The sequence below is a fragment of the Falsiroseomonas ponticola genome (assembly GCF_016805305.1).
Taxonomy (GTDB): domain Bacteria; phylum Pseudomonadota; class Alphaproteobacteria; order Acetobacterales; family Acetobacteraceae; genus Falsiroseomonas; species Falsiroseomonas ponticola.
On the sequence record NZ_JAERQN010000001.1, the window covers coordinates 1,193,773 to 1,218,247 of the forward strand.

Here is a 24,475-nt window from a genome sequence, read left to right on the forward strand (position 1 = left end):
GCCGCCCCGGTGCGGGGCGGCACGCAGGGTCAACCCGCGCGGCGCGCTTCCGCCGGGGCCTCGCTGGCGGCCGGCGCACTCTCCCGCGCCGTCTGCTCGGCCTGCGCCATGATGCTGCGCATGTCGCGCAGGAAGGACGCGCCCTTCAGCGTGCGCTGCACCAGCACGCTGCGCCGGTCCATCGGGTCCACCTTGCGGCGGGCGAGGTCGAGTTCGCCGAGCCGGTCCAGCGCCCGCGTGATGGCGGGTTTGGAGACGTTGAGTGCCGCCGCCAGGCCGCGAACGGTGTGCGGGCCGTCGGTCAGGTACACGGTCAGGAACACGCCGAGCTGCCGGGCGGAGAGGTCGGGCCCATCCCGGCGGACGAGGGCGACGACCGTGTCGCGAAGAATGCCGACGAGTTGGTCGGGCGAAGATTGCGTTGCCATGGTCTCAAATCCTTCCTCGGCGCGCTTCCGGCTGCCTGGCGCCGCCTTGGATGGCGCGCCCTGGCGGCCCCTGGCGCGCCCTTCCGATGAATCGCTCTGTGAAAGGTGCTGCCGCTGTATGCTCTTCTGAGAGCGTTTTGAGGCAGAAAGTTCCCGTTTCATCTCGATTTCGTTACCGTCAAGGGTTGTCGCGCCGAAGCAGCAGGGCTGCCACCGCGCGGGAAAGCGCGCGTGCCGCCTGGATCTCCCCGCCCTCCGGACGTCCCGGCCTCGCCTGGTCGTTCCAGGCGTAGAGGTCCAGATGGGCCCAGGGCAGGTCGTCCGGCACGAAGCGACGCAGGAACAGGGCCGCGATCACGGCCCCCGCCATCGGCTTCGTTGCAACGTTGTTGAGATCGGCGATCGTGCTGTCCAGCCAAGAAACGTAACTTCTATGTAATGGCAGCTGCCAAAGCGGGTCTTGCACGTCCAGGCCGAAACGGAGGATGGTTTTCGCCACTTCCGCGTTATCGGAGAACAAGGCAGGCAGATCCGGGCCGAGCGCGACACGCGCTGCTCCCGTCAGGGTTGCCGCATCCAGCACCAGCGCCGGCGCCTGTTCGGCGGCGAAGGCCAGCAGATCGGCCAGCACCAGCCGGCCTTCCGCATCGGTATTGCCGATCTCGACCGTCAGCCCCTTCCGGGTCGCGATCACGTCCATCGGCCGGAAGGCGGTGCCGGAGACGGCATTCTCCACCGCCCCCACCAGCAGCAGCAGCCGGATCGGCGTGCCGGCGGCCATCAGCATCTCCGCCAGCGCGATCATGGTGGCGGCGCCGCCCATGTCCTTCTTCATCCGCAGCATCGCCGCGGCGGGCTTCACGTCGAGCCCCCCGGTATCGAAGCACACGCCCTTGCCGCACAGCGCGACCAGCGGCGCATCCGCGCCCGCGCCCGGCCCCTGCCAGCGCAACACCGCCACGCGTGGCGCCCGCGGGCTGCCCTGGCCCACCGCGGCCAGGGCGGGGAAGCCCGCTTCCAGCGCCGCGCCGGCAATCACCTCGAACGCCGCGCCATGCGCCGCCGCCAGGTCGCCGACCGCGGCGGCCAGCTCCTCCGGCCCCAGATGCCCGGCCGGGGTGTTGATCAGGTCCCGGCCCCGGCAGATCGCCCGCGCCTCCGCCAGCGCCGTCCCGGCCCCGGGCGGGGTCGCCAGCCGCGCCGGCTGACGGGCCGGCGCCTTGAAGCGGGTGTAGCGATAGGCGCCGAGGCACCAGCCCAGCACCGCCGCCTCCGGCTGCGCTTCCCCCTCCAGCCGCCAATCCGTGCCTTCGGGCAGCGCCATGGGCAGGCCGCCATAGGCCCAGGGGGAGGCCGCATCATCGCCCAGCCCGGCGACCGCGCCCTCGATTCCCGAACCGCCGGGCAGCAGCCGCCATTCCTGCGCCTTGGCCGTGAAGCCGCTGGCGCGCAGGAAGGCCGCCTGGCCGGGCGGCAGGCGGTTCAGCAGCGGTTCAAGACCCCCCCGGGTGACGAGGTGCAGCGGCAGGGCCGGCGCCTCACCCGGGATCAGACAATCGAGCATCACGTCTCCGGTGGCGGGCTGGCCGCCAGGATTGTCCAGATTCCCTTATAGACTCTGAACGATGTGTTAACGGCACCGATCATTGCAACCCAAGATGGCGCGATCACGGCGATGATACAGCCATGGGTGATGGGCCGCCCGCGCGGCACCGCCCATCTGGCACGGCCGGTGCGTTGGGGCCGGGCGGCACGGCTTCCGCCCCGCCCGCCCGGGTGGTAGGGCGGCGCATGCGGATCCTGCTGTGGTATTGGGGCCGGCGCGGCGGCGGCGCGCAGTTCTCGCTCGGCCTCGCCCGTGCGCTGGCTGGCCGGCCCGGAATCGGGCTCAGCCTTTCCGTCTCCGCGCAGGGCGAGTTGCTGGATGGGTTCCGCGCCCTGGGCGCGCCGATCGACATGGTGAAGACCTATCGCGACCTCGGCGGATTCGCCACCGGGCTGCTGCGCGTGCCGGGCCTGGCGCGGCGCCTGGTGGACCAGGCGCGGGGCGCCGACCTGGTGCTGTCCGGCATGACGCATACCTGGACGCCGCTGGTGGCGCCCGCCCTGGCTGCGGCCGGCATTCGCTTCGTTCCCGTCGTGCATGACGCGGCCCCGCATCCCGGCGATCCCGCCTTCGCCTGGGGGTGGCGCCTGCGGCGGGAGCTTGGCGCGGCGCGGGCCGCGGTCGCGCTCTCCGATGCCGTGGCCGGGACCCTGGCGCGGGAGGCGCCGGGCCTGCCCGTGATCCGCATGGCGCTGCCCGCCCTGCTGTCCGGCGCCGCGCCGGCGCCGCGCGGCGAAGCCGCCGTTCCCCCGCACGGCCGTCCGGATGCCGGCCCGCGGCTGCTCTTCTTCGGGCGGCTCCGCGCCTACAAGGGGCTCGACCTGCTGCGCGATGCCTTCCGCGTCTTCCAGGCCGCCCATCCCGGGGCGACGCTGCGCGTGGTGGGGGAGGGGGATGCGGAGGGCTGCGCCCCCGGCCTCGCCGCGCTGCCCGGCGTGACGGTGGAGGCGCGCTGGGTGGCGGAGGAGGCCATCGCCTCCCTGCTGGCGGAGGCCGATGCGGTGGTGCTGCCCTACCGGGAAGCCAGCCAGTCCGGCATCGCGCCGCAGGCGCTGGCGATCGGCATCCCGGTGGTGGCGACGCCGGTGGGCGGGCTGGTGGAGCAGGTGCGGGAAGGCGCGGGCGGCGTGCTGGCCGGCGCCGTGACGGCGGAGGCCTTCGCCGCCGCGCTCCACCGGCTGGCGGCGCCCGGCGCGCTGGCGCGGCTCCGCGCGGAGGCGCGCGCCGCCGGCGGGCCGGACTGGACGACGGAGGTGGACCGGCTGCTCGCGGGGCTCCGCCCCCTCCTCACCGCGGGATGACGACCCCGCTGCTCCATTGCAGGATGCCGAGGCCGAAGATCACGGCGCCGATGCCATAGACCACGGTATCGGGCACCGGCGTGACGCGCAGCGCCACCAGCGCCAGCGTGCCGAACAGCGCGCGCCAGAAGGACGCCCCAAGCATCAGCAGCCCGGCGAAGGTGAAGCCGAGGAAGAACACGATACGCAACGCCTTGACCATGCCTCGTCATCCTGATGCGGCGTGCCGTTCTCGCCCATGCGGCGCGGGCGGGCAAGCCGAGGCCGTCGCGGGGCGTCAGCCGAACAGGTCGCCGCCGGAGGAGCGGACCACATCGACCTGGTGCACGCCGGCCATGCCGAAATCATCCCAGCGCACGCCGTTCCAGACGAAGTCATATTCGCTGCCGAGCCCGCCGCGGCCGCTCGGCAGGCCGTTGAACACGCCGTAGTACCAGGTGTTGTTCAGCCACTGGGTCGTGCCCGCGTCGTAATAGGCCGCGGTCCAGATGGTGCCGAGCGGATGGTCGGTCCGCGTCGTCGCCGTCTCCGACTGGATCGTGTAGGTGCCGTTGGGGCGGGTGATGGTGTCGCCGGGCGCGTAGGTGTCCGCATCCTCCAGCAGCAGGCCGGTATAGGCGTCGCCGCTGGTGGCGCGGAAGATCCAGCTGATCATCACGCGCATCTCCACCTTCACCTGGTGGATGCCGCCGACGCCGAAATCGTCCCAGGCGCCGTTGTTCCAGACATAGTCGTATTCGCTGCCGAAGCCGCCGAGGCCGCTGGGCTGCGCGCCCGCCACGCTCCACCAGTAGGTGTCGAAGGTCCGGTTGCTGGCGGCGTCGAAGTAGCTGGTCGTCCAGATCGAGTTCTTGCCGGCCGCGCCGCCCCAGGCGCCCTCATAGGTGATGCGGTAGCTGCCCTGGCTGGTGGCGATGGTGTCGCCCACCGCGTAGCGCGTGTCGTCCTGGATCAGCCAGCCTGTGTAGCGGTCGCCGCTGTTGGCGGTGAAGGTGTAGCCGAACAGCGTGTTCACGGTGACGTTGGCCTGGTGGATGCCGCCGACCCCGAAATCATCCCAGTCGTCGCCGTCCCAGATGTAGTCGTATTCGCTGCCGAAGCCGCCGCGGCCGCTGGGCTGCGCGCCCAGCGTGCCCCAGGAATAGGTGGCGAAGGTGCGGCCGGTGCCGGCATCGAAGTAGCTGTCGGTCCAGATGCTGCCGCGGCCGGCCGCGCCGCCCCAATCGCCCTCATAGGTGATGCGGTAGCTGCCCTGGCTGGTGGTGATGGTGTCGCCCACCGCGTAGCGGGCGCTGTCCTCCACCAGCCAGCCCGTGTAGCGGTCGCCGCTGCTGGCGGTGAAGGTGAAGGCGTGCAGCGTGTTGATGGTGTACCGCGCCTGGTGGACGCCGCCGACGCCGAAATCGTCCCATTCGCTGCCGTTCCAGATGTAGTCGTATTCGCTGCCGAAGCCGCCGAGCCCGCTGGGCCGCCCGCCGCCCACCGTCCAGGTATAGGTCCCGAAGCTGCGGCCCGATGCCGCGTCGAAATAACTGTCGGTCCAGATGGTGCCGCGCCCCTGCGTGCCGCCCCAGTCACCCTCCCAGGTGATGCGGTAGCTGCCCTGGCTGGTGGCGATGGTGTTGCCCACCGCGTAGCGCGTGCTGTCCTCCACCAGCCAGCCCGTGTAGCGGCTGCCGTTGGTGCCGGTGAAGGTGAAGGCGTGCAGCGTGTTGATGGTGTAGCTGGCCTGGTGGATGCCGCCGACGCCGAAATCATCCCATTCGCTGCCGTTCCAGATGTAGTCGTACTCACTGCCGAAGCCGCCGCGGCCGCTGGGCTGCCCGCCCGCCACGCTCCACCAATAGGTGTCGAAGCTCCGCCCCGACCCCGCATCGACGTAGTTGGTGGTGTAGATCGTGCCCGCCCCGGCGCTGCCGCCCCAGGCGCCTTCCGAGTTGATGCGGTAGCTGCCCTGCGCGCCCGCCACCGTGTCGCCCGCCGCATAGGCCTCGTCGGAGGCGATCAGCCAGCCGGAGTAGCGGTCCCCGGAATTCGCGGTGAAGGTCCAGCCGAACAGGTTGTTGCGCTCGACGCTCGCGCGGTGGATGCCGCCGACGCCGAAATCGTCCCATTCGTCGCCGTCCCAGGCATAGTCGTATTCGCTGCCGAGCCCCCGCGTGCCGCTGGCCGTGCCGGCGACGTTGAACTGGTAGGTCCGCAGCATCTCGTTGACCGAGGCATCGTAGTAGCGGAACACCCAGACCAGGCCCTGGGTGCTGATCGGGCCCGCATAGATGCTTTCCTGCTGGATCAGGTAGCGGCCATTGGCCGTGTCGACGGTGTCCCCCACCGCGAAGGCGGTGCTGTGGCCGATGAAGGTGCCTTCGTAGTAGTCGCCGTTATTGAAGGTGAAGCGCCAGTTGAAGACCCGGTCCGGCTGCCGGTCCGCCTGCAGCGCGCCGCCCTGGCCCACCGGCACCCAGGCGCTGCCCGTCCAGGCGCGGTCCCATTCGCTGCCGAAGCCGCCATAGCCCGCGGGGCCGGAGGCCCCCGTCTCCAGCGTGAACTGGATGTCGGCGTGGAAATCCGTGTAGCTCAGGATGGTGATCGTGCCCTCGACCCCCGCATTGCCGAGATCCCGGCCATAGGGCGTCTCGGTATCGATGCGGTAGATCCCGAAGGCGGTGCGCAGCGTGTCGCCCGGGTCCCAGTTGCGGGTGTCGTCCAGCAGCGTGCCCTGGATGACGTCGCCGGTATCGGCCGTGAAGGTCCAGGTGAAGAAGCTGTCCGCCACCTCCCCGGGGTCCGCCTGGTCGGCGCCGCCGCCGCCGAAGCTGTCCCAGGCCACGCCGTTCCAGGCGGCATCGGCTTCCGACCCCAGCCCGGCCGTGCCGGCGGTCACCCCCTCCCCGTTCCGGGTCACCAGGAAGACGCCGGAGGAATCCCGGTACCAGGAGACGGTGATCCGCCCCTCATCCAGCCCGAAGGGGGACAGGTCGGTGCCCTGCGGCGCCGCCGCCACGATGGTGTAGCGCCCGAAGGCGGTGTTCAGGATGGAGCCGACGACGTAGCGCGTGCTGTCATCGACCAGGGTTCCCCCCCAGCTGTCGCCGGAGTTGGCCGTGAAGGTCCAGGTGAAGATGCTGTCGGTGACGTTGTCGCCCGAAAGCGTCTGCGACATCCAGAGGGGCTCCGTCGGCCCCCGCCGGGCCGTCGGCAATCCCTACCGCAGTGCGGTGAAACCGGCGTTAAGTCAGCCGGTTGCAGGCCGGCCCGGCGTCAGGCCAGCTTCTCGAACCACATGGACCCGCCGCCCCGCCAGCCATCGTTCTGCGCGCCCAGGTCCACGGGGGGCGTCGCGAACCAGTCGGCGAAGGCGGCGTCCCGGCAGACCCAGGTGGTGGGCAGCACGGGGCGCAGCTTCTCCGCCGCGCCGATGATGTAGGCGGCCAGGATGTAGGCCTCGCTCCAGTACCAGTTGGTGAACATGTCCGGGTAGTCCCAGGGCAGCTGGATGTCGTGCACATGGATCAGCACGCCCGGCTTCACCCGCGGCAGCACGTCCAGCATGAACACCGTCACGTCGCTGTTCATGAAGACGCGGTGGGATCCATCCAGGAACAGGATGTCGCCCGCCTCCAGCCGGTCGAAGACCGAGAGGTCGCAGGTCTCGAGCCCCGCGCGCACCACCTCGTCGCAGATGCCGTCGATGGCGGCGCGCGGCTCCGGGTCGATGGAGACGATGCGGGTGGACAGGCCGTGGTCCTTCACCGATCGCCAGGCGAAGGCGGTGGTGATGCCCGACCCGATCTCCAGGTAGAGCTTCGGCTTGCGCTCCCCCACCAGGGTATAGAGCGCGGCGCTGTCGAAGGGCGCGATGGGCACGCCGCGCCAGGCGGGCTCCGGCAGCCGGGCGGCATCGAAATCCAGCGCGATGCGGGACAGCGCCGGCACCCGCGCCCGGATCGCGGCCAGGGTCTTCCGGTACTCCGCCTCATGCGGCCGGATCCAGTCCACGATCGGCTGCAGCAGGGGCTTCGTCTCCCCCCAGCGCGGCCGCATGTCGCGGGAAGGCGGGTATTCCAGCGGGATCGCCACGGTGGAGTAGGGCGTGCCGGGCAGCTGCGGCAGCGGCTGCCGGATGGCGGCCAGCGTGGCTTCCGCGGTCGCGTTGGCGCGGGCCAGCTCCGCCCGCAGCCCGGCCATGTCGGCCTTCAGGCTGTCCACCTCCCGGATCAGGTGGCCCGTGCCGGTGACGCGCCGGAGCGTGTCGAGGATGATGCGGCGCATGCGCGTCTCTGCCTGTCGATCGGGAGGGGCGGCGGTCAGAAGATCAGCGGGCCGGCCACGCTGTCGAAGCCCGGCAGGCGGATCACCTCCACGCCCCGCCAGTCCAGCGTCGGGTCGGACCCGTTCAGGAAGCGCAGGAAGGGCGCGACCTTCGCCGGGCGATCCAGCTGCACCACCCATTCGCGGTAGCATTCCGCCAGGAAGGCGGTGTGGGTGTGGTAGCGGAAGACCACCTCCCCATCCGCTTCCAGCCCGGCGAAGACCTCGTTCTGCTTGCCGCTGGCCGAGAAATCGGCCCGCACCACGTAGCGCCCCGCCGGCAGGGTCGGCGGGTCCGACAGCGCCGCGCCGCCGGCGGCATCGCGGGTGAAGCGGCTGCCGGGGATGGCCATCACCACCTCCTGCCGCTCGTCGCAATAGGGGTTCGTGGCGGCCTTCTCCTCCGGCACGAAGAGCACGTTGACGACCCCGGTGGGGGAGGAGAAGTCGGAGGCCTGGCGGATGCGCTTGCCGGTCGAAAGGTCCACCGCGACATAGCCGGCCGCCACCAGCAGCGCGTGGCAGCGCATGTCGTCCGGCGCCTGTTCCAGCGCCATGACGGGGCGGCCTTCCGCCAGCAGCTTGGGGCAGCCGCGCAGCGCATCCAGCTCCGCGCCCTCGATGTCCATCTTCACGAAGCTGGGGCTGAGGCCCGTGGCGGCGATGAAGTCATCGAGTGCCAGCGTCGGCACCGGCACGCCGCCCGCGCCTTCCGCCACGCGGTCATTCAGGTGGGAGCCCGCCTCGATATGCACGAAGTCGCCGCTGCGGTGCCAGATGGCCCGGTGGTAGAGCGTGACGTTGTTCGCCCCCGCCTGCACCAGGTTGTGCTGGGTGCGGCCGATGATGCGCGGGCTGGCCTCGAAGGCGCAGACGATGCCGCGCGGGCCGGCCTGGCGGGACATCTGCACGGCGAAGGCGCCGGCATTGGACCCCACGTCGAAGGCGATGTCGCCGGGCCGGACATGGTCCCGGATCGCCATCTGCACCACGGGTTCCCAGTAGGACCGCTCCCACCAGGCCTGCAGCGGGAAGTCGCCCACCCGGACCAGGCGCTCCATCACCTCCCGCCGCTTCGCGACCTCGCTGCCCGGGCCCTGCGTGCCGAGCAGGGTCGAGACCTCGGTCGCCAGCGCCTCCACGGTGAGGCGGAGCTGCTTCGTGCCGGCAGCGCGACGGAAGGTGTCGAGGATCAGTTGGCGCATCAGGTGCTGCATCCGTTCTGGCGGCGGGCCGGCCCGCCGCCCGGGCCGTCCAGCGGAGGCTTGTGGAGAAATGTCGGGCGGCTGTCCAGGGAACAGCCGGCCCGCGGGGCGCCGGGCGGGCCGGTCAGCCCACCGGCTTGCGGCAGACCATCAAGTCCTGGAAGCTGTCGTGGTGCTGGGGCGGCAGCACGTCGATCACCTCCAGGTACCGGCCCCAGAAGCGGCGCGCGACCTCCGCCTTCCAGAAGGCCTGGCTGATGCCGATGTCGCCGCGATGGATCCAGTCATGCGGCATCGCCTCATGCTCCAGGATCGCGGGCGGCAGGTGCTGCATGATGCCGGGCTCGTCCTTGTGGCGGCGGTAGAAGGCCCAGGCATTCTCCGTATGGATGGTCTGCAGCAGCAGCCCGCCCGGCTTCAGCACCCGCTTCAGCTCCAGCAGCCAGGCATCCCAGAGGTACTTCACATGGGTGAAGACGCTGATGCCATAGATGACGTCGAGGCTGTTGTCCGGCAGCGGCAGGTGCGGCAGCACGGTGCCTGTGAAGACCTGGTATTCCGGCGGGAAGTGCAGCCGCAGCCATTCGATGCAGGTGGCCTGCACATCCACCCCCTGCAGCTGCCAGCCGAGGTCCCGCCGCTCGCCCTCGAAATGCCGCAGCACCCGGCCGACGGAGCAGCCGAAATCCAGCACCGCCAGCCCCTCCCGCCGCCCGAGGTGGCGGGCGATCTGGGCCTTGAACATGTCGGCGTCGAGCCGCCCCATGGCCAGGTAGGCGGCATCGTCGGCGGGGTAGCCGTAGCGGTCGGCCGGGGCGGGCAGGGGCAGCGCCTCCCCCGGCACCGCCACGGGCGGGCCGAAGACGGGGGGGATGGTGGTTTCCAGGTAGTCGATCGGCTGGTGGAAGCCGAAGCGCGGCATCACCGTGTATTCGGCGCGCACCATGGTCAGCGCCTGCTCGATCGTGGTGGCGGGCTGGGCGCGGACCGCCGCCTCCAGCCGCTGCATCGCCGCGGCGCGCTCGGCCTCCGCCGCCCTCTCTCGCGCCTGCGCCTCCGCCAGCGCCTGTTCCAGCGCCTCCACGCCGCGGGCCAGGGCGATCTGGCGGTCGTGCAGCGCCCGCACCAGCGGCACCATCCGGGCGAGGCTGCGGATCAGCGGATGGGTCAAGGCGTCATCTCTCCCGCTTCACGCCATGGTTCCGCCGATAGAGCGGTTGTTGTTACGATTCGTCAACTGGTGCCGGCGGGGCGCGGCTTCGGCTTGACGCCCCTGCCGCCCTGACCGACACGCCCTGCATGACCGACGCCGCCGCGCCTGATCCGGGCCAGTCCCCTGGCCCCCCCGTGGGAAAGATTCCCTTCGGCCGCCCGACCATGGTGGGGCGCGAGCTCGCCTATATCGAGGAGGCGATCCGCAACGGCACCATCGCCGGCGGCGGCCCCTTCATGAAGCGCTGCGAGGCCTGGCTGGAACGGGAACTGCCGGCCCGCCGCGCGCTGATGGCCCATTCCTGCACCGCGGCGCTGGAGATGGCGGCGATGCTGGCGGATGTCGGGCCGGGGGATGAGGTCATCATGCCCTCCTTCACCTTCTCCTCCACCGCCACGGCCTTCGTGCTGCGCGGCGCCACCCCCGTCTTCGTCGATGTCCGGCCCGACACGCTGAACATCGACGAGGCGCTGATCGAGCCCGCCATCACGCCCCGCACCCGCGTGGTGGTCCCCGTCCATTATGCCGGCGTCGCCTGCGCGATGGACGCGATCATGGCCATCGCGGACCGCCACGGGCTGCTGGTGGTGGAGGATGCGGCCCAGGCCCACCTCTCGCACCACCAGGGCCGGGCGCTCGGCACCATCGGCCATCTCGGCTGCCTGTCCTTCCACGAGACGAAGAACATCATCTCCGGCGAAGGCGGCGCGCTGCTGGTGAATGACGAGCGGATGATCGAGCGCGCGGAGATCCTGCGGGAGAAGGGCACCGACCGCAGCCGCTTCTTCCGCGGCGAGATCGACAAATACACCTGGCGGGACATCGGCAGCTCCTACTGCCCCGGGGAGATCGTCTCCGCCTTCCTCTACGCCCAGTTCGAGCAGGCGGCCGCGATCATCGAGGCGCGGCGCGCGAGCTACGAGGCCTATCGCACAGGCCTGGCCGGCCTGGCGCGGGCCGGCCATGTCACCCTGCCCGCCGCCACGGCGGATGAGGCCAACGGCCACATCTTCTGGCTGCTGACGAAGGACGCGGAGGCGCGGGGCGCGCTGCTCGCGCATCTCAACGCGCGCGGCATCCACGCCGTCTTCCACTACGTCCCGCTGCATTCCGCCCCGGCCGGGCTGCGCTACGGCCGCGCCCATGGCGACCTGTCCGTGACGGACGACATCGCCGCGCGGCTGGTGCGGCTGCCCATGTATCTCGGCCTCGGTGAGGGCGAGGTCGCGCGCGTCATCGACGCCATCGCGGCCTTCTATGGGCGGAACGCGTGACTCGCGTCGCCATCGTCCAGTCCAGCTACATCCCCTGGCGCGGCGCCTTCGCCATGATGGCGCGGGCGGATGCCTATGTCTTCCTCGACAGCGTGCAGTTCACCCGGCGGGACTGGCGGACGCGCAACCGCATCAAGACCGCGCAGGGCCCGCTGTGGCTGACCATCCCGGTGAAGCAGAAGGGCAACTACCTCAGCCCCATCGATGCGATGGAGATCGCGGAGCCCGGCTGGGCCGCGAAGCACCTGCGCAGCATCGAGGGCGCCTATCGCCGCGGCGCCGGCTTTTCTTCAGTCATCGATACCGTCCGCGCCGCCTATGCTGATGTGGCGGACCAGCCGATGCTGTCGGGGGTCAACCAGCATCTGACGCGGGCGCTCTGCGCGCTGCTCGGCATCACGACCCCCTTCCTGCGGGATGTGGACCTGCTGCCGCGGGAGAGGCTGGATGCGCTGGACCCGACGCAGCGGCTGGTCGAGCTGGCCGCGGCCGCCGGCGCCACCCGCTACCTCTCCGGCCCCTCCGCCCAGGCCTATCTGGATGAGGGCGCCTTCGCCGCCCGCGGCATGGCGGTGGAATGGATGAGCTATGCGGGGCTGCCGGAATACCCCCAGCTCTGGGGCGCGTTCGAGCCCGCGGTCTCCGTGCTCGACCCGCTGCTGACCCTGGGGCCGGCGGGGGCGAGGCAGGTTCTGGGCGCCTGAACGGGCGCCACGCCCCGCCGGCGGATGACTTCGACGTGACGGGCGGATCGATGCGCTTCCTGCCAGGTTCGTGCGGGCATGCGACCATCCCCGCCGCCTGCCCCTGCCCGATGCCCCACGCCAGGCGATGCGCCGTGCCGCCCCGCGAAGGCCCGCCCCTGATGGACCAGCCCATCCTCTCCGCCGTCACCGCCCATTACGAACAGGCGCTGGCCGCCCATGGCCCGACGGCCCGCGGCGTGGACTGGAAGGACGAGGCCGGGCAGCGCCTGCGCCACCGCCAGTTCCTCCGGCTGGTGGAGCACGACGCCGATGCCAGCATCCTCGACCTCGGCTGCGGCTATGGCGATTTCCTGCCCTTCCTGCGCGCCCATGGCCATCGCGGCCGCTATATCGGGCTCGACATCGCCCCCGGCATGGTGGCCACCGCCCGCCGCCTGCATGGGGAAGGCGCGGATCGCATCTTCCGCCAGGGCAGCGAAAGCCCGGAACCCGTGGACTACGCCATCGCCAGCGGCATCCTCAACGTCATCCGCGGCGCCGACCATGGCGCCTGGGCGGCCCATGTGGAGGCGGTGATCGAGGGCCTGGCCCGGGCATCGCGCCGCGGCTTCGCCTTCAACATGCTGAGCCTGCACAGCGACCCCGATCGTCGCCGCGCCGACCTGCATTATGCCGATCCCGCCGCCACCCTGGCCGCCATCGTCGCGCGCCATGGCCACCATGCGGCGGTGCTGCAGGATTACGGGCTGTGGGAGTTCACGGTGATCCTCCGTCACCCCTCCCACACCGCGAGCCCGATGCCCGTGGCGCCGTAGCCCGCGCCGTTGAACAGCAGCCAGCGCCGGCCGAGCAGGTCGAAGACGCCGGGATAGGCCACGGCACCGCCTTCCCACCCCCCCGGCTGCGCGTCGATGCCGCCGGGGTGGCGCCGCCAGGACGTGCCATCGGCGGAAAGCGCGCGGCCGATGCGATAGGGCCCGGCCTCGCCGCGCGCCGCGAACCACATGGCGAAGCCCGCGCCGTCCCGCAGCACGGAAGGCCGCGCCACCGCGACCTCCTCCCCCTCCGGCGCGATGCAGGGCGCGGCGTCGCGCCGCCAGGCGATGCCGTCCATGGACCGGGCGGCGCGGATGGCGTGGCGCATATCCGACCGCGCCGCGCCCCAGGCCAGGTTGGTGCCGTACCACATCCGCCAGTCATCCGGGCCGGTGCGCAGCACCCAGGGATAGGACAGGCTGAAGGGATCGACCGGGTCCCGGTCCATCACCGGCCCGGCGGAGAAGCGTTCGAAGCGCCCCGCCGCCGCATCGCCCAGGGCCAGGCCGATGGCGTTCCGCCAGGGCGCCGAACCCCCGATGTTCCAGCCCATGTAGTAGAGCCGGTCCCCCTCCGGCGCCGGCACCACGCAGCCCATGCCGCAGCCCGCATCGTCGAAGGCCCCGGTGCCGCCGGGCGCCAGCACGGGCAGGGGGGAGGCCTCCTCCAGCACCGGGGCCTCCCCCACCCGTAGCACCAGCGACCCGATGGCGGAGCGGTTGGCCGCATCCCGCCCGCTGTAGAAGATGCGCACCAGGTCGCCGCCCAGCGGATGCGCGACGGGCAGCGCCGCATGGCTGGCCAGTGCGGGATCGGCGCCCGGCGCCGGCGGCGCGAAGACGCGGCCGATCCTCCGCCAGCCCATCAGATCCGCTTCAGCCGGTGGCTCGGCACCCGGCTGACCTCGGTCCCCCCCGGCGCCAGCACGGACCCGTCCGGGATGTCCCGCAGCACCAGCGCGCCGGCGCCGATGACGCAATCCGCGCCGATGGTCACATGGTCCCGGATGGTGACGTTCACGCCGATGAAGCTGCGCGCCCCCACCGTGACGCCGCCCGACACCACGACATGGGAGGCGATGAACACATCCTCCGCGATGGTGCTGTGGTGGCCGATATGGTTGCCCGACCACAGCGTGACGTTCCGCCCCACCCGCGCGAAGGGCTGGATCGTGTTGTCCTCCAGGATGAACTGGTTCTCCGCTTCCTCGAAGGTCGAGAAGCGGGTGGCGCGGCGGCTGACATAATGGGCGATGCCGTAGCCCCTGGCCTTCGCCTCCTCCACCTTCGCGCGGCGCAGGCGGTTGAGCTGCGTGTAGGCCAGGGCCACGAAGACGTCATGGCTGGCGGGCGGGAAGCGCGCCTCGATCGCCTCGAACGGCACCAGGGGCAGCCCTGCGAAGGTCGCGGCGGTCGCATAGGCCGCATCGACCGTGAAGGCCGCCACCCGCCGTCCCGCATCCTCCCGGAAGTAGAAGGCCGCCAGCTCCGCGACGGGGCCGGTGCCGAAGACCACGATGTCCTTCACGCCGGGGCCTCCCCGTTGCTGGCGGCGGCGACCTTACCGGCCAGGCGCCGCCCGCGCAGCCCCGGGGCGCGGCGCCTCAACTCCAGATGCTGCCGGCCTCCGCCACCCAGAGCCCGGCATTGCCGAACCCCGTTATGTCGGCGCGGCCGTCGCCATTCACATCGGCCAGGTTGCGCGCATAGACATTCTCGTTGGCCCAGCCCGCATCGATGCCGAACTGGCTGGTGGCGAGCGTGGCCGTGGCGAAGCCGCCGCTCGCGGTGCCGAGGGCGACATAGGCGCCGGCATTGCTGAAGCCGATGATGTCCGCCCGGCCATCGCCATTCACATCGGCGAGATGGCGGGAATAGACATTCTCGTTGTTCCAGCCGGCATCGATGCCGAACTGGTCGGTGGCGAGCCGCGCGGTGTCGAAGCCGCCGCCGGCATTGCCGAGCGCCACGAAGGCCCCGGCATTGCCGAAGCCGATGATGTCGGCCCGGTTGTCGCCATTCACATCGGCGAGATGGCGGGAATAGACATTCTCGTTGTTCCAGCCCACATCGATGCCGAACTGGCTGGTGGCGAGCCGGGCGGTGTCGAAGCCGCCGCCGGCATTGCCGAGCGCCACGAAGGCGCCGGCATTGCCGAAGCCGATGATGTCGGCCCGCCCGTCGCCATTCACATCGGCCAGGTGGCGGGACAGCACCTTCTCGTTGTTCCAGCCCGCATCGATGCCGAACTGGCTGGTGGCGAGCGTCGCCGCGTTGAAGCCGCCGCTGGCCGTGCCGAGCGCCACGAAGGCGCCGGCATTGCCGAAGCCCACGATATCCGCGCGGCCGTCGCCATTCACATCGGCCAGGTGGCGGGAATAGGTGTTCTCGTTGTTCCAGCCGGAATCGATGCTGAACTGGCTGGTGGCGAGCGTGGCGGCGTTGAAGCCGCCGGCGGCATCGGCCAGCGCGACGAAGGCGCCGGCATTGCCGAAGCCCACGATATCGGCCCGCCCGTCGCCGTTCACATCGACCAGGTGGCGGGACAGCACCGTCTCGTTGTTCCAGCCCACATCGATGCCGAACTGGCTGGATCGCAGCGCGGCGGCATTGAAGCCGGAGGGCGGTGTCGCCGGGGCCGGGGGCGTCCCCTCCGGCGGCGCATCCTCCCGCGGGTAGGGCAGGCCATCGCCGGGCGCGTTCGGGTCCAGCAGCTCCGCCGCCGTCACCTGGCGGTCGCTGAACTGGAACAGCTCGAAGTTCAGGACGGTGTTGCTGCCGTAGCTGCCGACGGTATCGACGATCTGGAAGCCGTCCTGGATGGCCGTGATCTGGTAGTTGCCCCGGTTGCCGAGGAAGAAGACGCGGTCCGTCCCCGCGCCGCCATCGATGTAGTCGTCGCCCTCTCCCGCCCGCACCAGATCGTCGCCGCCGAGCGCGAAGATCGTGTCGTTGCCCATGAAGCCCTGGATGTAGTTGCCGAGGTCGCTGCCATAGATCAGGTCGTCATGGCCCGTGCCGGCGACGCCGGAGATGTTCTCCAGCGTGTCGCGCCCGCCGAAGCCGTCATTGTCCGTGGTGTTGGCGAACAGCCGCACCACGATCCCGAAGGGGGAGGTCCAGTAGGCGGCGATGTCGAAGCCGCCGGCGCCGTTGATGTAGTCATCCCCGGCCGCGCCGATGATGGTGTCGTCGGAGCCTGTGCCGAACAGCGTGTCCGCGTTGTCGGTGCCGGTGATGAACATGTGGGTGCGCCCTGGTGTTGCGATCGGGGTCCGAAACGCCGGGCGCTCCTTGCGGCTGCATCACGATTGCGACGGTGGCCCCATCCCCCCGCCGGCGGTGGGTGGGGCGGGCCGGCCCGGCCCCCGCCGGTGGGTACCAAGGGGGTGACGCCGCCGCCCGGCCGCCCTAAACCCGGGCGTTGCCCCGGGCCAATGAACCCGGTGATGGAGAGACGCATGATCACGCTCGACGCCTGGTTGTCGGACGCCGCCGCCGTACTCGCGGCCACCCGGGCACAGGGTCTCGATGCCAGGATGCAGGCGGCGGTGGACGCCACGGTCACGGCCCTGGCCGCCAACCGCCCGCTGCTGGTCTGCGGCAACGGGGGCTCCGCCGCCGACGCGCAGCACATCGTGGGGGAGATGGTGGGCCGCTTCCTCAAGGAACGCCGGGCCCTGAAGGCCATCTGCCTGTCCTCCAACCCCGCCGTGCTGACCGCCTGGTCCAACGACTACAGCTACGAAACGGTCTTCTCCCGCCAGGTGGAGGCCTATGGCGAAGCGGGCGGCGTGCTGCTCGGCCTCTCCACCTCCGGCAATTCCGGCAATGTGGTGAAGGCGCTGGAAGCCGCGCGGAAGCTCGGCATGGCAACGATCGGCCTGACCGGGGAGGGCGGCGGGAAGATGGCGCCGCTCTGCGACCACCTGCTCGCCGTGCCGTCGCGCTCCACCCCCGCCATCCAGCAGGTGCACCTGGCGCTCTACCACTGCTTCTGCGCGGCGGTGGAGGAACGGCTCGCGGATGCCTGACGTGCCCGTCACCGGCGTCCCCGGCCAGGCCGCGATCCTGGTCGGCGGCCGCGGCACGCGACTCGGCAGCCTGACCGATGCCATCCCGAAGCCGATGGTGGAGGTCGCGGGCCGCCCCTTCCTCGACTGGCTGGTCGAGGAGGTGTCCCGCTTCGGCTTCCCCCGCATCACGCTGCTGGCCGGCTATCTCGGCCACACCATCGCCGAACGCTATGACGGCAGGCGGGTGCGCGAGTCGAAGATTGACGTGGTGATCGAACCCCAGCCGCTCGGCACCGCGGGCGGCCTCAAGCTCTTCGCCGACCGGCTGGAGGACCGCTTCCTCCTCCTCAATGGCGACACCCGCTTTGACGTGAACCTGCTCGACCTGCCGCTCCATGCCGGTGACGCACTGGCGACCCTGGCGCTGCGCCGCACGGCGCCCGGCGCCCGCTACGGCACGGTGGAGGTCGATGGGGCGGGCCGCATCCGGGGCTTCGCTGCCCGCTCGCCCGACCGCACCGGTCCCATCAATGGCGGCATCTACTGGCTCCGGAAGGACATCATCCGCCATATCGGGGATGGCCCCGTCTCCCTGGAATCGGATGTCTTCCCGAAGCTGGCCACGGCCGGCGCGCTGCGCGGCGCGCTCTATGACGGTGCCTTCATCGATATCGGCATCCCGGAGGACCTGGCGGCCTCCCAGTCCATGATCCCGGCCATGGCCCGCCGCCCCGCGGTGTTCCTGGACCGCGACGGCGTGCTGATCGAGGACACCGGCTGGCCGCACAAGCCGGCGGAGGCGCGCTGGATCCCGGGCGCCAAGGCGGCGGTGAAGCGGCTGAACGATGCCGGCTGGCTGGTCTTCGTCGTCACCAACCAGGCCGGCGTCGCCAAGGGCTTCTTCCCGGAATCCCAGGTCGGCGTGATGCATGGCTGGATGGCGCGCGAATTCGCCGCCGCCGGCGCGCATGTGGATGCCTTCGAATACTGCCCGAACCATCCCCAGGCGCTGGAGGATCGCTACCGCCAGGATTGCGGCCGCCGGAAGCCCCAGCCCGGCATGATCCGGGACCTGCTGGCGGCCTGGCCGGTGGATGCCGCGCGGTCCTTCCTGGTGGGCGACAAGGATACGGACATCCAGGCCGCGCGCGCCGCGGGCCTGCCCGGCCACCTCTTCCCCGGCGGGGACCTGGACGGCTTCATCGCCCGGCTGCTGTGACCGAGCGCGCGCCCCGCTTCATCATCGCCGATCCCGGCCTGGCGGGGCCCCTCGGCCACCACCTTTCCTATTCCCGATCGGTGGCGGAGGCGGCGTCGCGGGCCGGCACGCCGCCCGTGATCCTGGCCGCGCGCGGCTTCACCGGCACCATCCCGGGCATCGAGACCCACGCCATCCTCGGCACCGCCTATCAGAGCGCGGGTGGCGGGGGGGCGGCGCGGCGGGCGCTCTATGGCGCCCTGTCGCATCTGCCGGCGCCGGTCGCCGCCGCGGGCGCCAGCCTGCTGCGCGCCGCCCGGCGGCGCCTGGCGGGCCGCGCGCCGGATGGGCTGGCGGCCGAATTGCAGGCAGCGCTCGGCACGCTCGGCGCCGGCCCGGGCGACTGGCTGCTGCTGCACAGCGTCTCCGGCGCCAACCTCGCCTCCCTCGCCGCGGGGCCGGACCTGCATGGCGTGACCCTGCTGGTGGTGCTGCGGCGGATGCCCGCGGAGATGGAGGCGGACGACCCCGCGCCCGAGCCGCTCCCGCTGCTGCTGCGGGGCCTGGCCGCGCGATTCGGCCCGCGGCTCCGCCTCTTCGCGGATACCGCCCAACTGGCCGATGACTTCCGGCAGTTATCCGGCCTGCCGGTGCGGACCGTGCCGCTGCCCATCGTGGTGCCGGACCTCGCGCCGCGCCCCGCCGGCGCCCTGCCGCACATCGTCTTCGCCGGCGGCGCGCGGCTGGAGAAGGGCTACCCCCTGCTGCCGGAGGCCGTCGCGGCCCTGTCCGGCCGTGCCCGCTTCACCATCCAGTCCGGCCCGGTCGGCCCGGAATCGGACCCGCTGGTCCAGCGCGCCCACCGCGCCCTCCAGGCCCGGCAGGGGCCGGACCTTGTCCTGGTGGAAAGGGCGCTGGACGCGGCCGACTATGCCGCGCTGCTGGCCAGCGCGGACCTGCTGCTGCTGCCCTATGACGGGCCGGCCTATGGCGCCCGCAGCAGCGGCATCCTGGCGGAGGCCCTGGCCATGGGCCTGCCCGCCATCGTCCCGGCCGGCGGCTGGATGGAAAGCGCGGCCGGACCCGCCCGGGCAGTCACGATCCCGCAAGGCGGCGGTGCCGGGGGCTTGGCAGGGGCGTTGTCCCAGGCCATTGGGCGGTTGCCCGAAATGACCGCCACGTCCCGCACCATGGCACGAACATGGCGGGACGAACACAATCCTGACGCGCTTTTCAGGGCATTCGTTGCAACCTGATAACACGGTACTCCGGTTGCCCGGCCGGGTAACAGACTCTATACGCCCGGCGTTACCGGCCTCCGAAGGGAATCTGCTCGATGCATGTGCTTGTCACCGGCGGGGCCGGCTATATCGGATCGATGCTGGTGCCGGCGATGTTGGCCCGCGGCTGGCAGGTCACGGTGCTGGATACCTTTGCCGCCGGCGACACCTTCCTGGCCCATTCCTGTGCCGATCCGAACTTCAACCCCGTCCGCGGCGATGCCCGGGACATGCGGGTGCTGGAGCCGCTGATGAAGCAGGCGGATGTCGTCATCCCCCTGGCGGCGCTGGTCGGCGCGCCGCTCTGCGCCCGGGACGAGATCGGCGCTACCACCCTGAACCGGGACGCGGTGGTCAACCTGGTGAAGCTGGCGGGCAAGGATCAGCTGATCGCCTACCCCACCACCAATTCCGGCTACGGGATCGGCGAGGGCAACGCCGCCTGCACCGAGGAATCGCCGCTCCGCCCCGTCTCCCTCTATGGCCGCACCAAGGTGGAGGCCGAGGAAGCGGTGCTGGGCCACGCCAATTCCCTGTCCTTCCGCCTCGCCACCGTCTTCGGCATGGCGCCGCGCATGCGGCTCGACCTGCTGGTGAACGACTTCACCTGGCGCGCGGTGAACGACCGCGCCGTGGTGCTGTTCGAGGCGCATTTCCGCCGCAACTACATCCACATCCGCGACGTGGTGAAGGCCTTCCTGCACGGCATCGACAATGTCGGCACCATGCGCGGCCAGGCCTACAATGTGGGCCTGTCGGAGGCCAACCTCTCCAAGGCCCAGCTCTGCGAGCGCATCGCCAGGCACGTGCCCGGCTTCGTCTGGCTGGAAGCGCCGGTCGGCGAGGATCCGGACAAGCGGGACTACATCGTCTCCAACGACAAGCTCGAAGCGACGGGCTGGATGCCGGACCACGGCCTCGACAAGGGCATCCAGGAGCTGATCAAGGGCTACCGCATGCTGCGCAACGGGCGCTTCGCGAATGTCTGAGGTGGCATCGCGCATGGTCGTGCCCCCGCCGGGCGTGAAGCTCGACATGGCCTGCCGCTGCTGCGGCGGGCGGAATGTCGAACTCGTCATCGACCTCGGCGACCAGCCGCATTGCAACCGCTTGGTGCGGCCGGACCTGGCGCCGGGGGTGGAGCCGCACTACCCGCTGCGCGTCGGCTTCTGCCGGGACTGCACCATGGTGCAGATCGACCATACGATTCCGAAGGAATCGATGTTTTCCGATTATCCCTACGTTTCCGGCACCACGAAGACTCTCCCGGCCCACTTCCTGGAGACCAGCAAGCGCATTGCCGCCACGTATGGGGTCAAGCCGGGTGACCTGGTCGTCGATATCGGCAGCAATGACGGCACCTGGCTGAAGCAATGGGCCTTCTCCGGCGCCCGCGTGCTGGGGGTGGAGGCCGCGGGCAATGTCGCCAAGCTGGCGCAGGATGCCGGCGTGCCGACCTGGAACCGCTTCTTCAACGCCGCCTGCTGCGCCGATATCCGCCGCGAACACGGCCCGGCCAAGGTCATCACCGCCGCCGGCGTCTTCTTCCACCTGGAGGAGCTGCACAGCGTGGTGGAGGGCATCGCCTCCCTCCTCGCCGAGGATGGCGTCTTCGTCGTGCAGGCCATCTATCTCGGCGGCATGGTGGAGAACACCGCCTTCGACCAAGTCTATCACGAGCACCTCTGCTACTACACGCTGAAGTCCCTCTCCGCCCTGCTGGAACGCCATGGGCTGGAGGTCTTCGAGGCGACGCTGGTCGATATCCATGGCGGCAGCATCGAGGCGCATGTGACGCGCAAGGGCGTGCGCCCGGTGGGCGACAGCGTCCGCGCCATGCAGGCCGAGGAAGTGCGCAAGGGCTTCGGCGAGATCGAGACCTACCGCACCTTCGCGGGCAATGTGCTCGACCTGCGCAAGCGCCTGGTCGCGCTGCTCGAGGGCTACAAGGCGGAAGGCAAGTCGGTGTGGGCCTATGGCGCGCCGGCCAAGGGCGCCACGCTGCTCAACAGCTTCGGCATCGGCCCCGACCTGGTGCAGAAGGCGGTCGAGAAGAACGCCATGAAGGTGGGCCTCGCCATCCCCGGCGTGCGCATCCCGATCGAGGCCGAGGAAGGCGCCCGCCCCGACGCCTACCTCGTCCTCGCCTGGAATTTCATCAGTGAGTTCCTGGCGAAGGAGAAGGCGTATCTGGCGAGCGGCGGGGAGTTGATCGTGCCGATCCCGAAGGTGAAGACCTACGGGAAGGAGTCGGCGTGAGCCTTCCCGAGGCGGTTGTCGTCTGGGGCGCCAGCGGCTTCATCGGGCGCAACGTGGTGGATGCGCTGCAAGGCCGCGTCGCCACCATCATCGGCGTCAACGCCTCCGGCACGCCCGTCCCCGGCTGCACGCAGACGGTCGCGGCGCATGCGGTGGACACGCTGCCGCCGCTGCCCGCCGGCACGGCCATCATCCATGTCGCGGCCTTCCGCTACTTCGCCTCCATCTTCGGCAAGCAGCAGGCGGAGATCCTCTCGGCGAACCTCGCCATGACGGAAGCGGTCTACCGCTTCGCCATGGCGCGCGGGATCACCGAAGTCCGCGCCGCCTCCTCCTCCGCCGTCTATCCCGCGTCCTGGGATCTGCAGGACGACGCGCTGCCCCTCGACCTCAATGCCTGGCCGCATGAGGGAGAGGCCGCCTATGCCTGGTCCAAGCGCTGGGGCGAGATCACGGCGGACCTCTGGTCCCGCCGCGCCGGCATCAGCACCATCAGTCTTCGCCTGACCAACCCCTACGGCCCCCATGACACGCTGGACGAGGCCGAGGCCCATGTCGCCACCGCCTTCGTCATCCGTGCCTGCGGCGATGCCCCGGAATTCGAGGTCCGCGGCGACCCCGATGCCGAGCGCGACTTCATCTATGCCGGCGATGCCGCCGAGGCCTTTGTCGAATCGCTGACGCTGCGTGGCGTCACCGCGGCGGTGAACCTCGCGCACGGCCAGACCAGGACGGTGCGCGACCTGGCCGTGGCGACGATGCAGGCCGCCGGAAAGCAGCGCCCGATCAAGCTCACCTCGCCGCCCGCCGCGGGCAATCGCGGCGTGAAGGTGCGCCGCGCCACCGCGGCCCGGCTGCGGGAATTGCTGCCCGGCCTCGCGCCCTTCCGCAGCCTGGAAGACGGCATGGCCGAAACGCTGGCCTGGTACCGCGATGCCCTACGCCGATAGCCCCACCATCATCCTCGGCGCCGATGGCTTCCTCGGCCGGAACCTGGTGGATCGCTGGCGCGCCGAAGGCTGGCCCTGCCACCCCGTCGGCCGCGCCGCCGGCGACTTCACCGACCCGGCGATGGTGGACCGCGTGTTCCGCGAAGCGCCCAAGGCCGGGCGCATCTTCCACGTCATCACCAAGCAGCGCACCGGCAACATCCAATGGGGCATCCAGGGTGAGCTGCTGCGCGACAATGCCAGCATCCACCTGAACATCCTGGAAGCCTGGCGCCACCACCAGCCGCAGGCCAAGCTCGTCTCGCTCGGCTCCTCCTGCACCTACGCCGAAGCGGATCATCCGACGCCGGAGGAGGAATTCGGCATCGGCCGCCCGCATCCCTCCGTGCAGGGCTATGCGCTCGCGAAGCAGCTGCTGGCCACGGGCTGCGAGACCTATGGCAAGCAGTACGGCCTGCACTGGCTGCATTGCGTGCTCGCCACCGTCTATGGCCCGCATGCGCACACCGAGGACACCCGCGCCCATTTCATGGCCGCGATGATCGACCGTGCCGTGCGCACCAAGCGGTCCGGCGCCATGGAGTTCGAGGTCTGGGGCAATCCGCGCACCGTGCGGGACCTGCTGCATGCGCATGACCAGATCGACGCCGTCCTCCTCGCCGATCGGCATTTCGAGGACCGCATCATCAACGTGACGCCCAATGCGCCGGTCGAGATCGGCGATTGCGCCACCGCCATCCTGCGCGCGCTGCGCTGGGATGCGCGCATCGTCAGCCCGCCCGGCTCCTTCCAGGGCGCGGGCTACAAGAGCCTCGATTCCTCCCGCTTCCTCGCCGCCACCGGCTGGACGCCGAGGCTCAGCGTCGAAGCCGGCGTGGCCCAGGTGCTCGCCGCCGATTACGGGGAAGCCATCGCGCCATGATGATCGTCTCCCGCACGCCGCTGCGCGTGTCCTTCTTCGGCGGCGGCACCGACTATCCGGAATATTTCGCCCGCGCACGGGGCGCGGTGCTCGGCATGGGCATCGACCAGTATGTCTATGTCGCGGCGCTCCGCCTCTCCACCATCCTCGACTACCGCTACCGCGTCTCCTACTCCCGCATGGAGCAGGTGGCGGAGCTCGACCAGATCCAGCACCCGGTGGTGCGGGAAGCGATCCGCCTCTACGGCTATGACCGCCCGCTCGACATCTCCATCATGGCGGACCTGCCGGCGCGCAGCGGCCTCGGCTCCTCCTCCTCCTTCGCCGTCGGCTTCATCAACCTGATCTTCGCCCTCCAGGGCCGCGGCGCCACCAAGATGGACCTGGCCCGCGAAGCCGTCCGCATCGAGCGTGACGTGCTGCAGGAGAATGTGGGGGTGCAGGACCAGCACCACGCGGCCTTCGGCGGCCTCAACCGCTTCGATTTCGAAGGCGGCCGCACGCGCATCAGCCCCATCCAGATGACGGCGCCCTGCCAGGATGCGCTGAACACCTCCCTCTTCCTCGTCTATACCGGCATGACGCGCTTCGCCTCCGCCACGCTCGGCGAGCAGATGGAGAAGACGAAGTCCGGCGCCGCCGACAAGGATCTCAGCCACCTGCTGGCGCTGGTGGACCAGGCGCAGGCGGTGCTGGAATCCGACGATCCCGAGGCGATGCTGCGCGATTTCGGCGCCATGCTGCATGAGGGGTGGGAGACCAAGAAGCGCCTCTCCTCCAAGGTCTCCAACCCGCATATCGACAGCCTCTATGCCCAGGCCCGCGCAGCCGGCGCGCTGGGCGGCAAGCTCTGCGGCGCGGGGGCCGGCGGCTTCCTGCTGATGCTCGTGCCCCCGGACCGCCAGGCCGCCTTCCGGGCGGGCATGGAAGGCCACTCCATCATCCCCATCGCGCTCGACACGCTCGGCGCGACCATCCTGAAGGGTTGAG

At 70.8% G+C, this 24,475-nt stretch carries 22 protein-coding genes; 12 read left to right on the forward strand and 10 right to left on the reverse strand.

What is annotated here, in order from left to right:
• Positions 1-29: 29 nt before the first annotated feature.
• Together JJI54_RS05780 and JJI54_RS05785 are read right to left on the reverse strand one after the other, a co-directional pair.
• Complete coding sequence (locus tag JJI54_RS05780) at positions 30-428, reverse strand: MarR family transcriptional regulator (RefSeq protein ID WP_203071757.1); 399 nt, start codon at positions 426-428, stop codon at positions 30-32.
• 178 nt (positions 429-606) lie between these two features.
• Positions 607-1,992: a leucyl aminopeptidase family protein gene (locus JJI54_RS05785; protein ID WP_203071758.1), complete on the reverse strand. Its 1,386-nt coding sequence runs from the start codon at positions 1,990-1,992 to the stop codon at positions 607-609.
• Positions 1,993-2,219: 227 nt separating this feature from the next.
• Between JJI54_RS05785 and JJI54_RS05790 the strand changes: the two genes are divergently transcribed.
• On the forward strand, positions 2,220-3,335 hold the full coding sequence (locus JJI54_RS05790; RefSeq protein WP_203071760.1) for a glycosyltransferase family 4 protein: 1,116 nt from the start codon (positions 2,220-2,222) through the stop codon (positions 3,333-3,335).
• Here JJI54_RS05790 and JJI54_RS05795 read toward each other — a convergent pair.
• The 5 genes from JJI54_RS05795 to JJI54_RS05815 form a co-directional block, all read right to left on the reverse strand.
• The gene (locus tag JJI54_RS05795; protein ID WP_203071762.1) at positions 3,322-3,537 is read right to left on the reverse strand and encodes a hypothetical protein; all 216 of its coding nucleotides are present in this window, start codon (positions 3,535-3,537) and stop codon (positions 3,322-3,324) included. The two genes, JJI54_RS05790 and JJI54_RS05795, sit on opposite strands and share 14 nt — an antisense overlap.
• 75 nt (positions 3,538-3,612) lie before the next feature.
• Positions 3,613-6,498 carry an RHS repeat domain-containing protein gene (locus tag JJI54_RS05800; protein WP_203071763.1) on the reverse strand — a complete coding sequence of 962 codons (2,886 nt, stop codon included), beginning with the start codon at positions 6,496-6,498 and terminating at the stop codon, positions 3,613-3,615.
• A gap of 98 nt (positions 6,499-6,596) precedes the next feature.
• The gene (locus JJI54_RS05805) at positions 6,597-7,607 is read right to left on the reverse strand and encodes a class I SAM-dependent methyltransferase (RefSeq protein ID WP_203071765.1); all 1,011 of its coding nucleotides are present in this window, start codon (positions 7,605-7,607) and stop codon (positions 6,597-6,599) included.
• A 35-nt stretch (positions 7,608-7,642) separates the two neighbouring features.
• Positions 7,643-8,851, reverse strand: coding sequence for an FkbM family methyltransferase (locus JJI54_RS05810; protein ID WP_203071767.1), 1,209 nt, complete (start codon positions 8,849-8,851; stop codon positions 7,643-7,645).
• A gap of 124 nt (positions 8,852-8,975) precedes the next feature.
• The gene (locus tag JJI54_RS05815; RefSeq protein WP_203071769.1) at positions 8,976-10,022 is read right to left on the reverse strand and encodes a class I SAM-dependent methyltransferase; all 1,047 of its coding nucleotides are present in this window, start codon (positions 10,020-10,022) and stop codon (positions 8,976-8,978) included.
• A gap of 128 nt (positions 10,023-10,150) precedes the next feature.
• On the opposite strand from JJI54_RS05815, the gene rffA reads away from it, so the two are divergent.
• The 3 genes from rffA (at position 10,151) to JJI54_RS05830 (ending at position 12,860) form a co-directional block, all read left to right on the forward strand.
• Positions 10,151-11,338 (forward strand): dTDP-4-amino-4,6-dideoxygalactose transaminase, encoded by a 1,188-nt coding sequence (rffA, locus tag JJI54_RS05820; RefSeq protein ID WP_203071770.1) that lies wholly within the window; start codon positions 10,151-10,153, stop codon positions 11,336-11,338.
• Positions 11,335-12,042: a WbqC family protein gene (locus JJI54_RS05825; protein WP_203071772.1), complete on the forward strand. Its 708-nt coding sequence runs from the start codon at positions 11,335-11,337 to the stop codon at positions 12,040-12,042. The genes rffA and JJI54_RS05825 overlap by 4 nt, the downstream gene beginning before the upstream one ends.
• A gap of 161 nt (positions 12,043-12,203) precedes the next feature.
• Complete coding sequence (locus tag JJI54_RS05830) at positions 12,204-12,860, forward strand: class I SAM-dependent methyltransferase (protein WP_203071774.1); 657 nt, start codon at positions 12,204-12,206, stop codon at positions 12,858-12,860.
• On the opposite strand, the gene JJI54_RS05835 is transcribed toward JJI54_RS05830, so the two are convergent.
• The 3 genes from JJI54_RS05835 to JJI54_RS05845 all read right to left on the reverse strand — a co-directional run bounded on the left by JJI54_RS05835 (position 12,818) and on the right by JJI54_RS05845 (position 16,105).
• Complete coding sequence (locus tag JJI54_RS05835; protein ID WP_203071775.1) at positions 12,818-13,726, reverse strand: glycoside hydrolase family protein; 909 nt, start codon at positions 13,724-13,726, stop codon at positions 12,818-12,820. The two genes, JJI54_RS05830 and JJI54_RS05835, sit on opposite strands and share 43 nt — an antisense overlap.
• Positions 13,726-14,388: an acetyltransferase gene (locus JJI54_RS32925; RefSeq protein WP_203071777.1), complete on the reverse strand. Its 663-nt coding sequence runs from the start codon at positions 14,386-14,388 to the stop codon at positions 13,726-13,728. The genes JJI54_RS05835 and JJI54_RS32925 overlap by 1 nt, the downstream gene beginning before the upstream one ends.
• Positions 14,389-14,464: 76 nt before the next feature.
• Entirely contained in the window at positions 14,465-16,105 is a 1,641-nt protein-coding gene (locus tag JJI54_RS05845; RefSeq protein ID WP_203071779.1) for an FG-GAP-like repeat-containing protein, read from the reverse strand.
• 216 nt (positions 16,106-16,321) lie between these two features.
• Between JJI54_RS05845 and JJI54_RS05850 the strand changes: the two genes are divergently transcribed.
• The 8 genes from JJI54_RS05850 (at position 16,322) to JJI54_RS05885 (ending at position 24,474) form a co-directional block, all read left to right on the forward strand.
• On the forward strand, positions 16,322-16,894 hold the full coding sequence (locus JJI54_RS05850; protein WP_203071780.1) for a D-sedoheptulose-7-phosphate isomerase: 573 nt from the start codon (positions 16,322-16,324) through the stop codon (positions 16,892-16,894).
• The gene (locus tag JJI54_RS05855; protein WP_203071782.1) at positions 16,887-18,095 is read left to right on the forward strand and encodes an HAD-IIIA family hydrolase; all 1,209 of its coding nucleotides are present in this window, start codon (positions 16,887-16,889) and stop codon (positions 18,093-18,095) included. The genes JJI54_RS05850 and JJI54_RS05855 overlap by 8 nt, the downstream gene beginning before the upstream one ends.
• Positions 18,092-19,330, forward strand: coding sequence for a glycosyltransferase (locus JJI54_RS32930; RefSeq protein ID WP_203071784.1), 1,239 nt, complete (start codon positions 18,092-18,094; stop codon positions 19,328-19,330). Before JJI54_RS05855 ends, JJI54_RS32930 begins: the two co-directional genes overlap by 4 nt.
• 80 nt (positions 19,331-19,410) lie before the next feature.
• Positions 19,411-20,343, forward strand: coding sequence for an NAD-dependent epimerase/dehydratase family protein (locus tag JJI54_RS05865; protein ID WP_203071786.1), 933 nt, complete (start codon positions 19,411-19,413; stop codon positions 20,341-20,343).
• A 13-nt stretch (positions 20,344-20,356) separates the two neighbouring features.
• Positions 20,357-21,613, forward strand: a complete 1,257-nt coding sequence (locus JJI54_RS05870; protein ID WP_203071787.1) for a class I SAM-dependent methyltransferase — start codon at positions 20,357-20,359, stop codon at positions 21,611-21,613.
• Positions 21,610-22,563, forward strand: coding sequence for an NAD-dependent epimerase/dehydratase family protein (locus JJI54_RS05875; RefSeq protein WP_203071789.1), 954 nt, complete (start codon positions 21,610-21,612; stop codon positions 22,561-22,563). The genes JJI54_RS05870 and JJI54_RS05875 overlap by 4 nt, the downstream gene beginning before the upstream one ends.
• Entirely contained in the window at positions 22,547-23,485 is a 939-nt protein-coding gene (locus tag JJI54_RS05880) for an NAD-dependent epimerase/dehydratase family protein (protein WP_203071791.1), read from the forward strand. Before JJI54_RS05875 ends, JJI54_RS05880 begins: the two co-directional genes overlap by 17 nt.
• On the forward strand, positions 23,482-24,474 hold the full coding sequence (locus JJI54_RS05885) for a GHMP family kinase ATP-binding protein (protein ID WP_203071793.1): 993 nt from the start codon (positions 23,482-23,484) through the stop codon (positions 24,472-24,474). The genes JJI54_RS05880 and JJI54_RS05885 overlap by 4 nt, the downstream gene beginning before the upstream one ends.
• The last annotated feature ends 1 nt before the right edge of the window (position 24,475 follow it).

Coding starts and splice junctions, on each gene's coding strand:
- JJI54_RS05795 (WP_203071762.1), bottom strand. CDS start 3,537: ATGGTCAAGGCGTTGCGTATCGTGTTCTTCCTCGGCTTCACCTTCGCC.
- JJI54_RS05810 (WP_203071767.1), bottom strand. CDS start 8,851: ATGCGCCAACTGATCCTCGACACCTTCCGTCGCGCTGCCGGCACGAAG.
- JJI54_RS05885 (WP_203071793.1), top strand. CDS start 23,482: ATGATGATCGTCTCCCGCACGCCGCTGCGCGTGTCCTTCTTCGGCGGC.
- JJI54_RS05835 (WP_203071775.1), bottom strand. CDS start 13,726: ATGGGCTGGCGGAGGATCGGCCGCGTCTTCGCGCCGCCGGCGCCGGGC.
- JJI54_RS05805 (WP_203071765.1), bottom strand. CDS start 7,607: ATGCGCCGCATCATCCTCGACACGCTCCGGCGCGTCACCGGCACGGGC.
- JJI54_RS05850 (WP_203071780.1), top strand. CDS start 16,322: ATGATCACGCTCGACGCCTGGTTGTCGGACGCCGCCGCCGTACTCGCG.
- JJI54_RS05780 (WP_203071757.1), bottom strand. CDS start 428: ATGGCAACGCAATCTTCGCCCGACCAACTCGTCGGCATTCTTCGCGAC.
- JJI54_RS05830 (WP_203071774.1), top strand. CDS start 12,204: ATGGACCAGCCCATCCTCTCCGCCGTCACCGCCCATTACGAACAGGCG.
- JJI54_RS05880 (WP_203071791.1), top strand. CDS start 22,547: ATGCCCTACGCCGATAGCCCCACCATCATCCTCGGCGCCGATGGCTTC.
- JJI54_RS05785 (WP_203071758.1), bottom strand. CDS start 1,992: ATGCTCGATTGTCTGATCCCGGGTGAGGCGCCGGCCCTGCCGCTGCAC.
- JJI54_RS05800 (WP_203071763.1), bottom strand. CDS start 6,498: ATGTCGCAGACGCTTTCGGGCGACAACGTCACCGACAGCATCTTCACC.
- JJI54_RS05845 (WP_203071779.1), bottom strand. CDS start 16,105: ATGTTCATCACCGGCACCGACAACGCGGACACGCTGTTCGGCACAGGC.
- JJI54_RS05865 (WP_203071786.1), top strand. CDS start 19,411: ATGCATGTGCTTGTCACCGGCGGGGCCGGCTATATCGGATCGATGCTG.
- JJI54_RS05870 (WP_203071787.1), top strand. CDS start 20,357: ATGGTCGTGCCCCCGCCGGGCGTGAAGCTCGACATGGCCTGCCGCTGC.
- JJI54_RS05855 (WP_203071782.1), top strand. CDS start 16,887: ATGCCTGACGTGCCCGTCACCGGCGTCCCCGGCCAGGCCGCGATCCTG.
- rffA (WP_203071770.1), top strand. CDS start 10,151: ATGACCGACGCCGCCGCGCCTGATCCGGGCCAGTCCCCTGGCCCCCCC.
- JJI54_RS05790 (WP_203071760.1), top strand. CDS start 2,220: ATGCGGATCCTGCTGTGGTATTGGGGCCGGCGCGGCGGCGGCGCGCAG.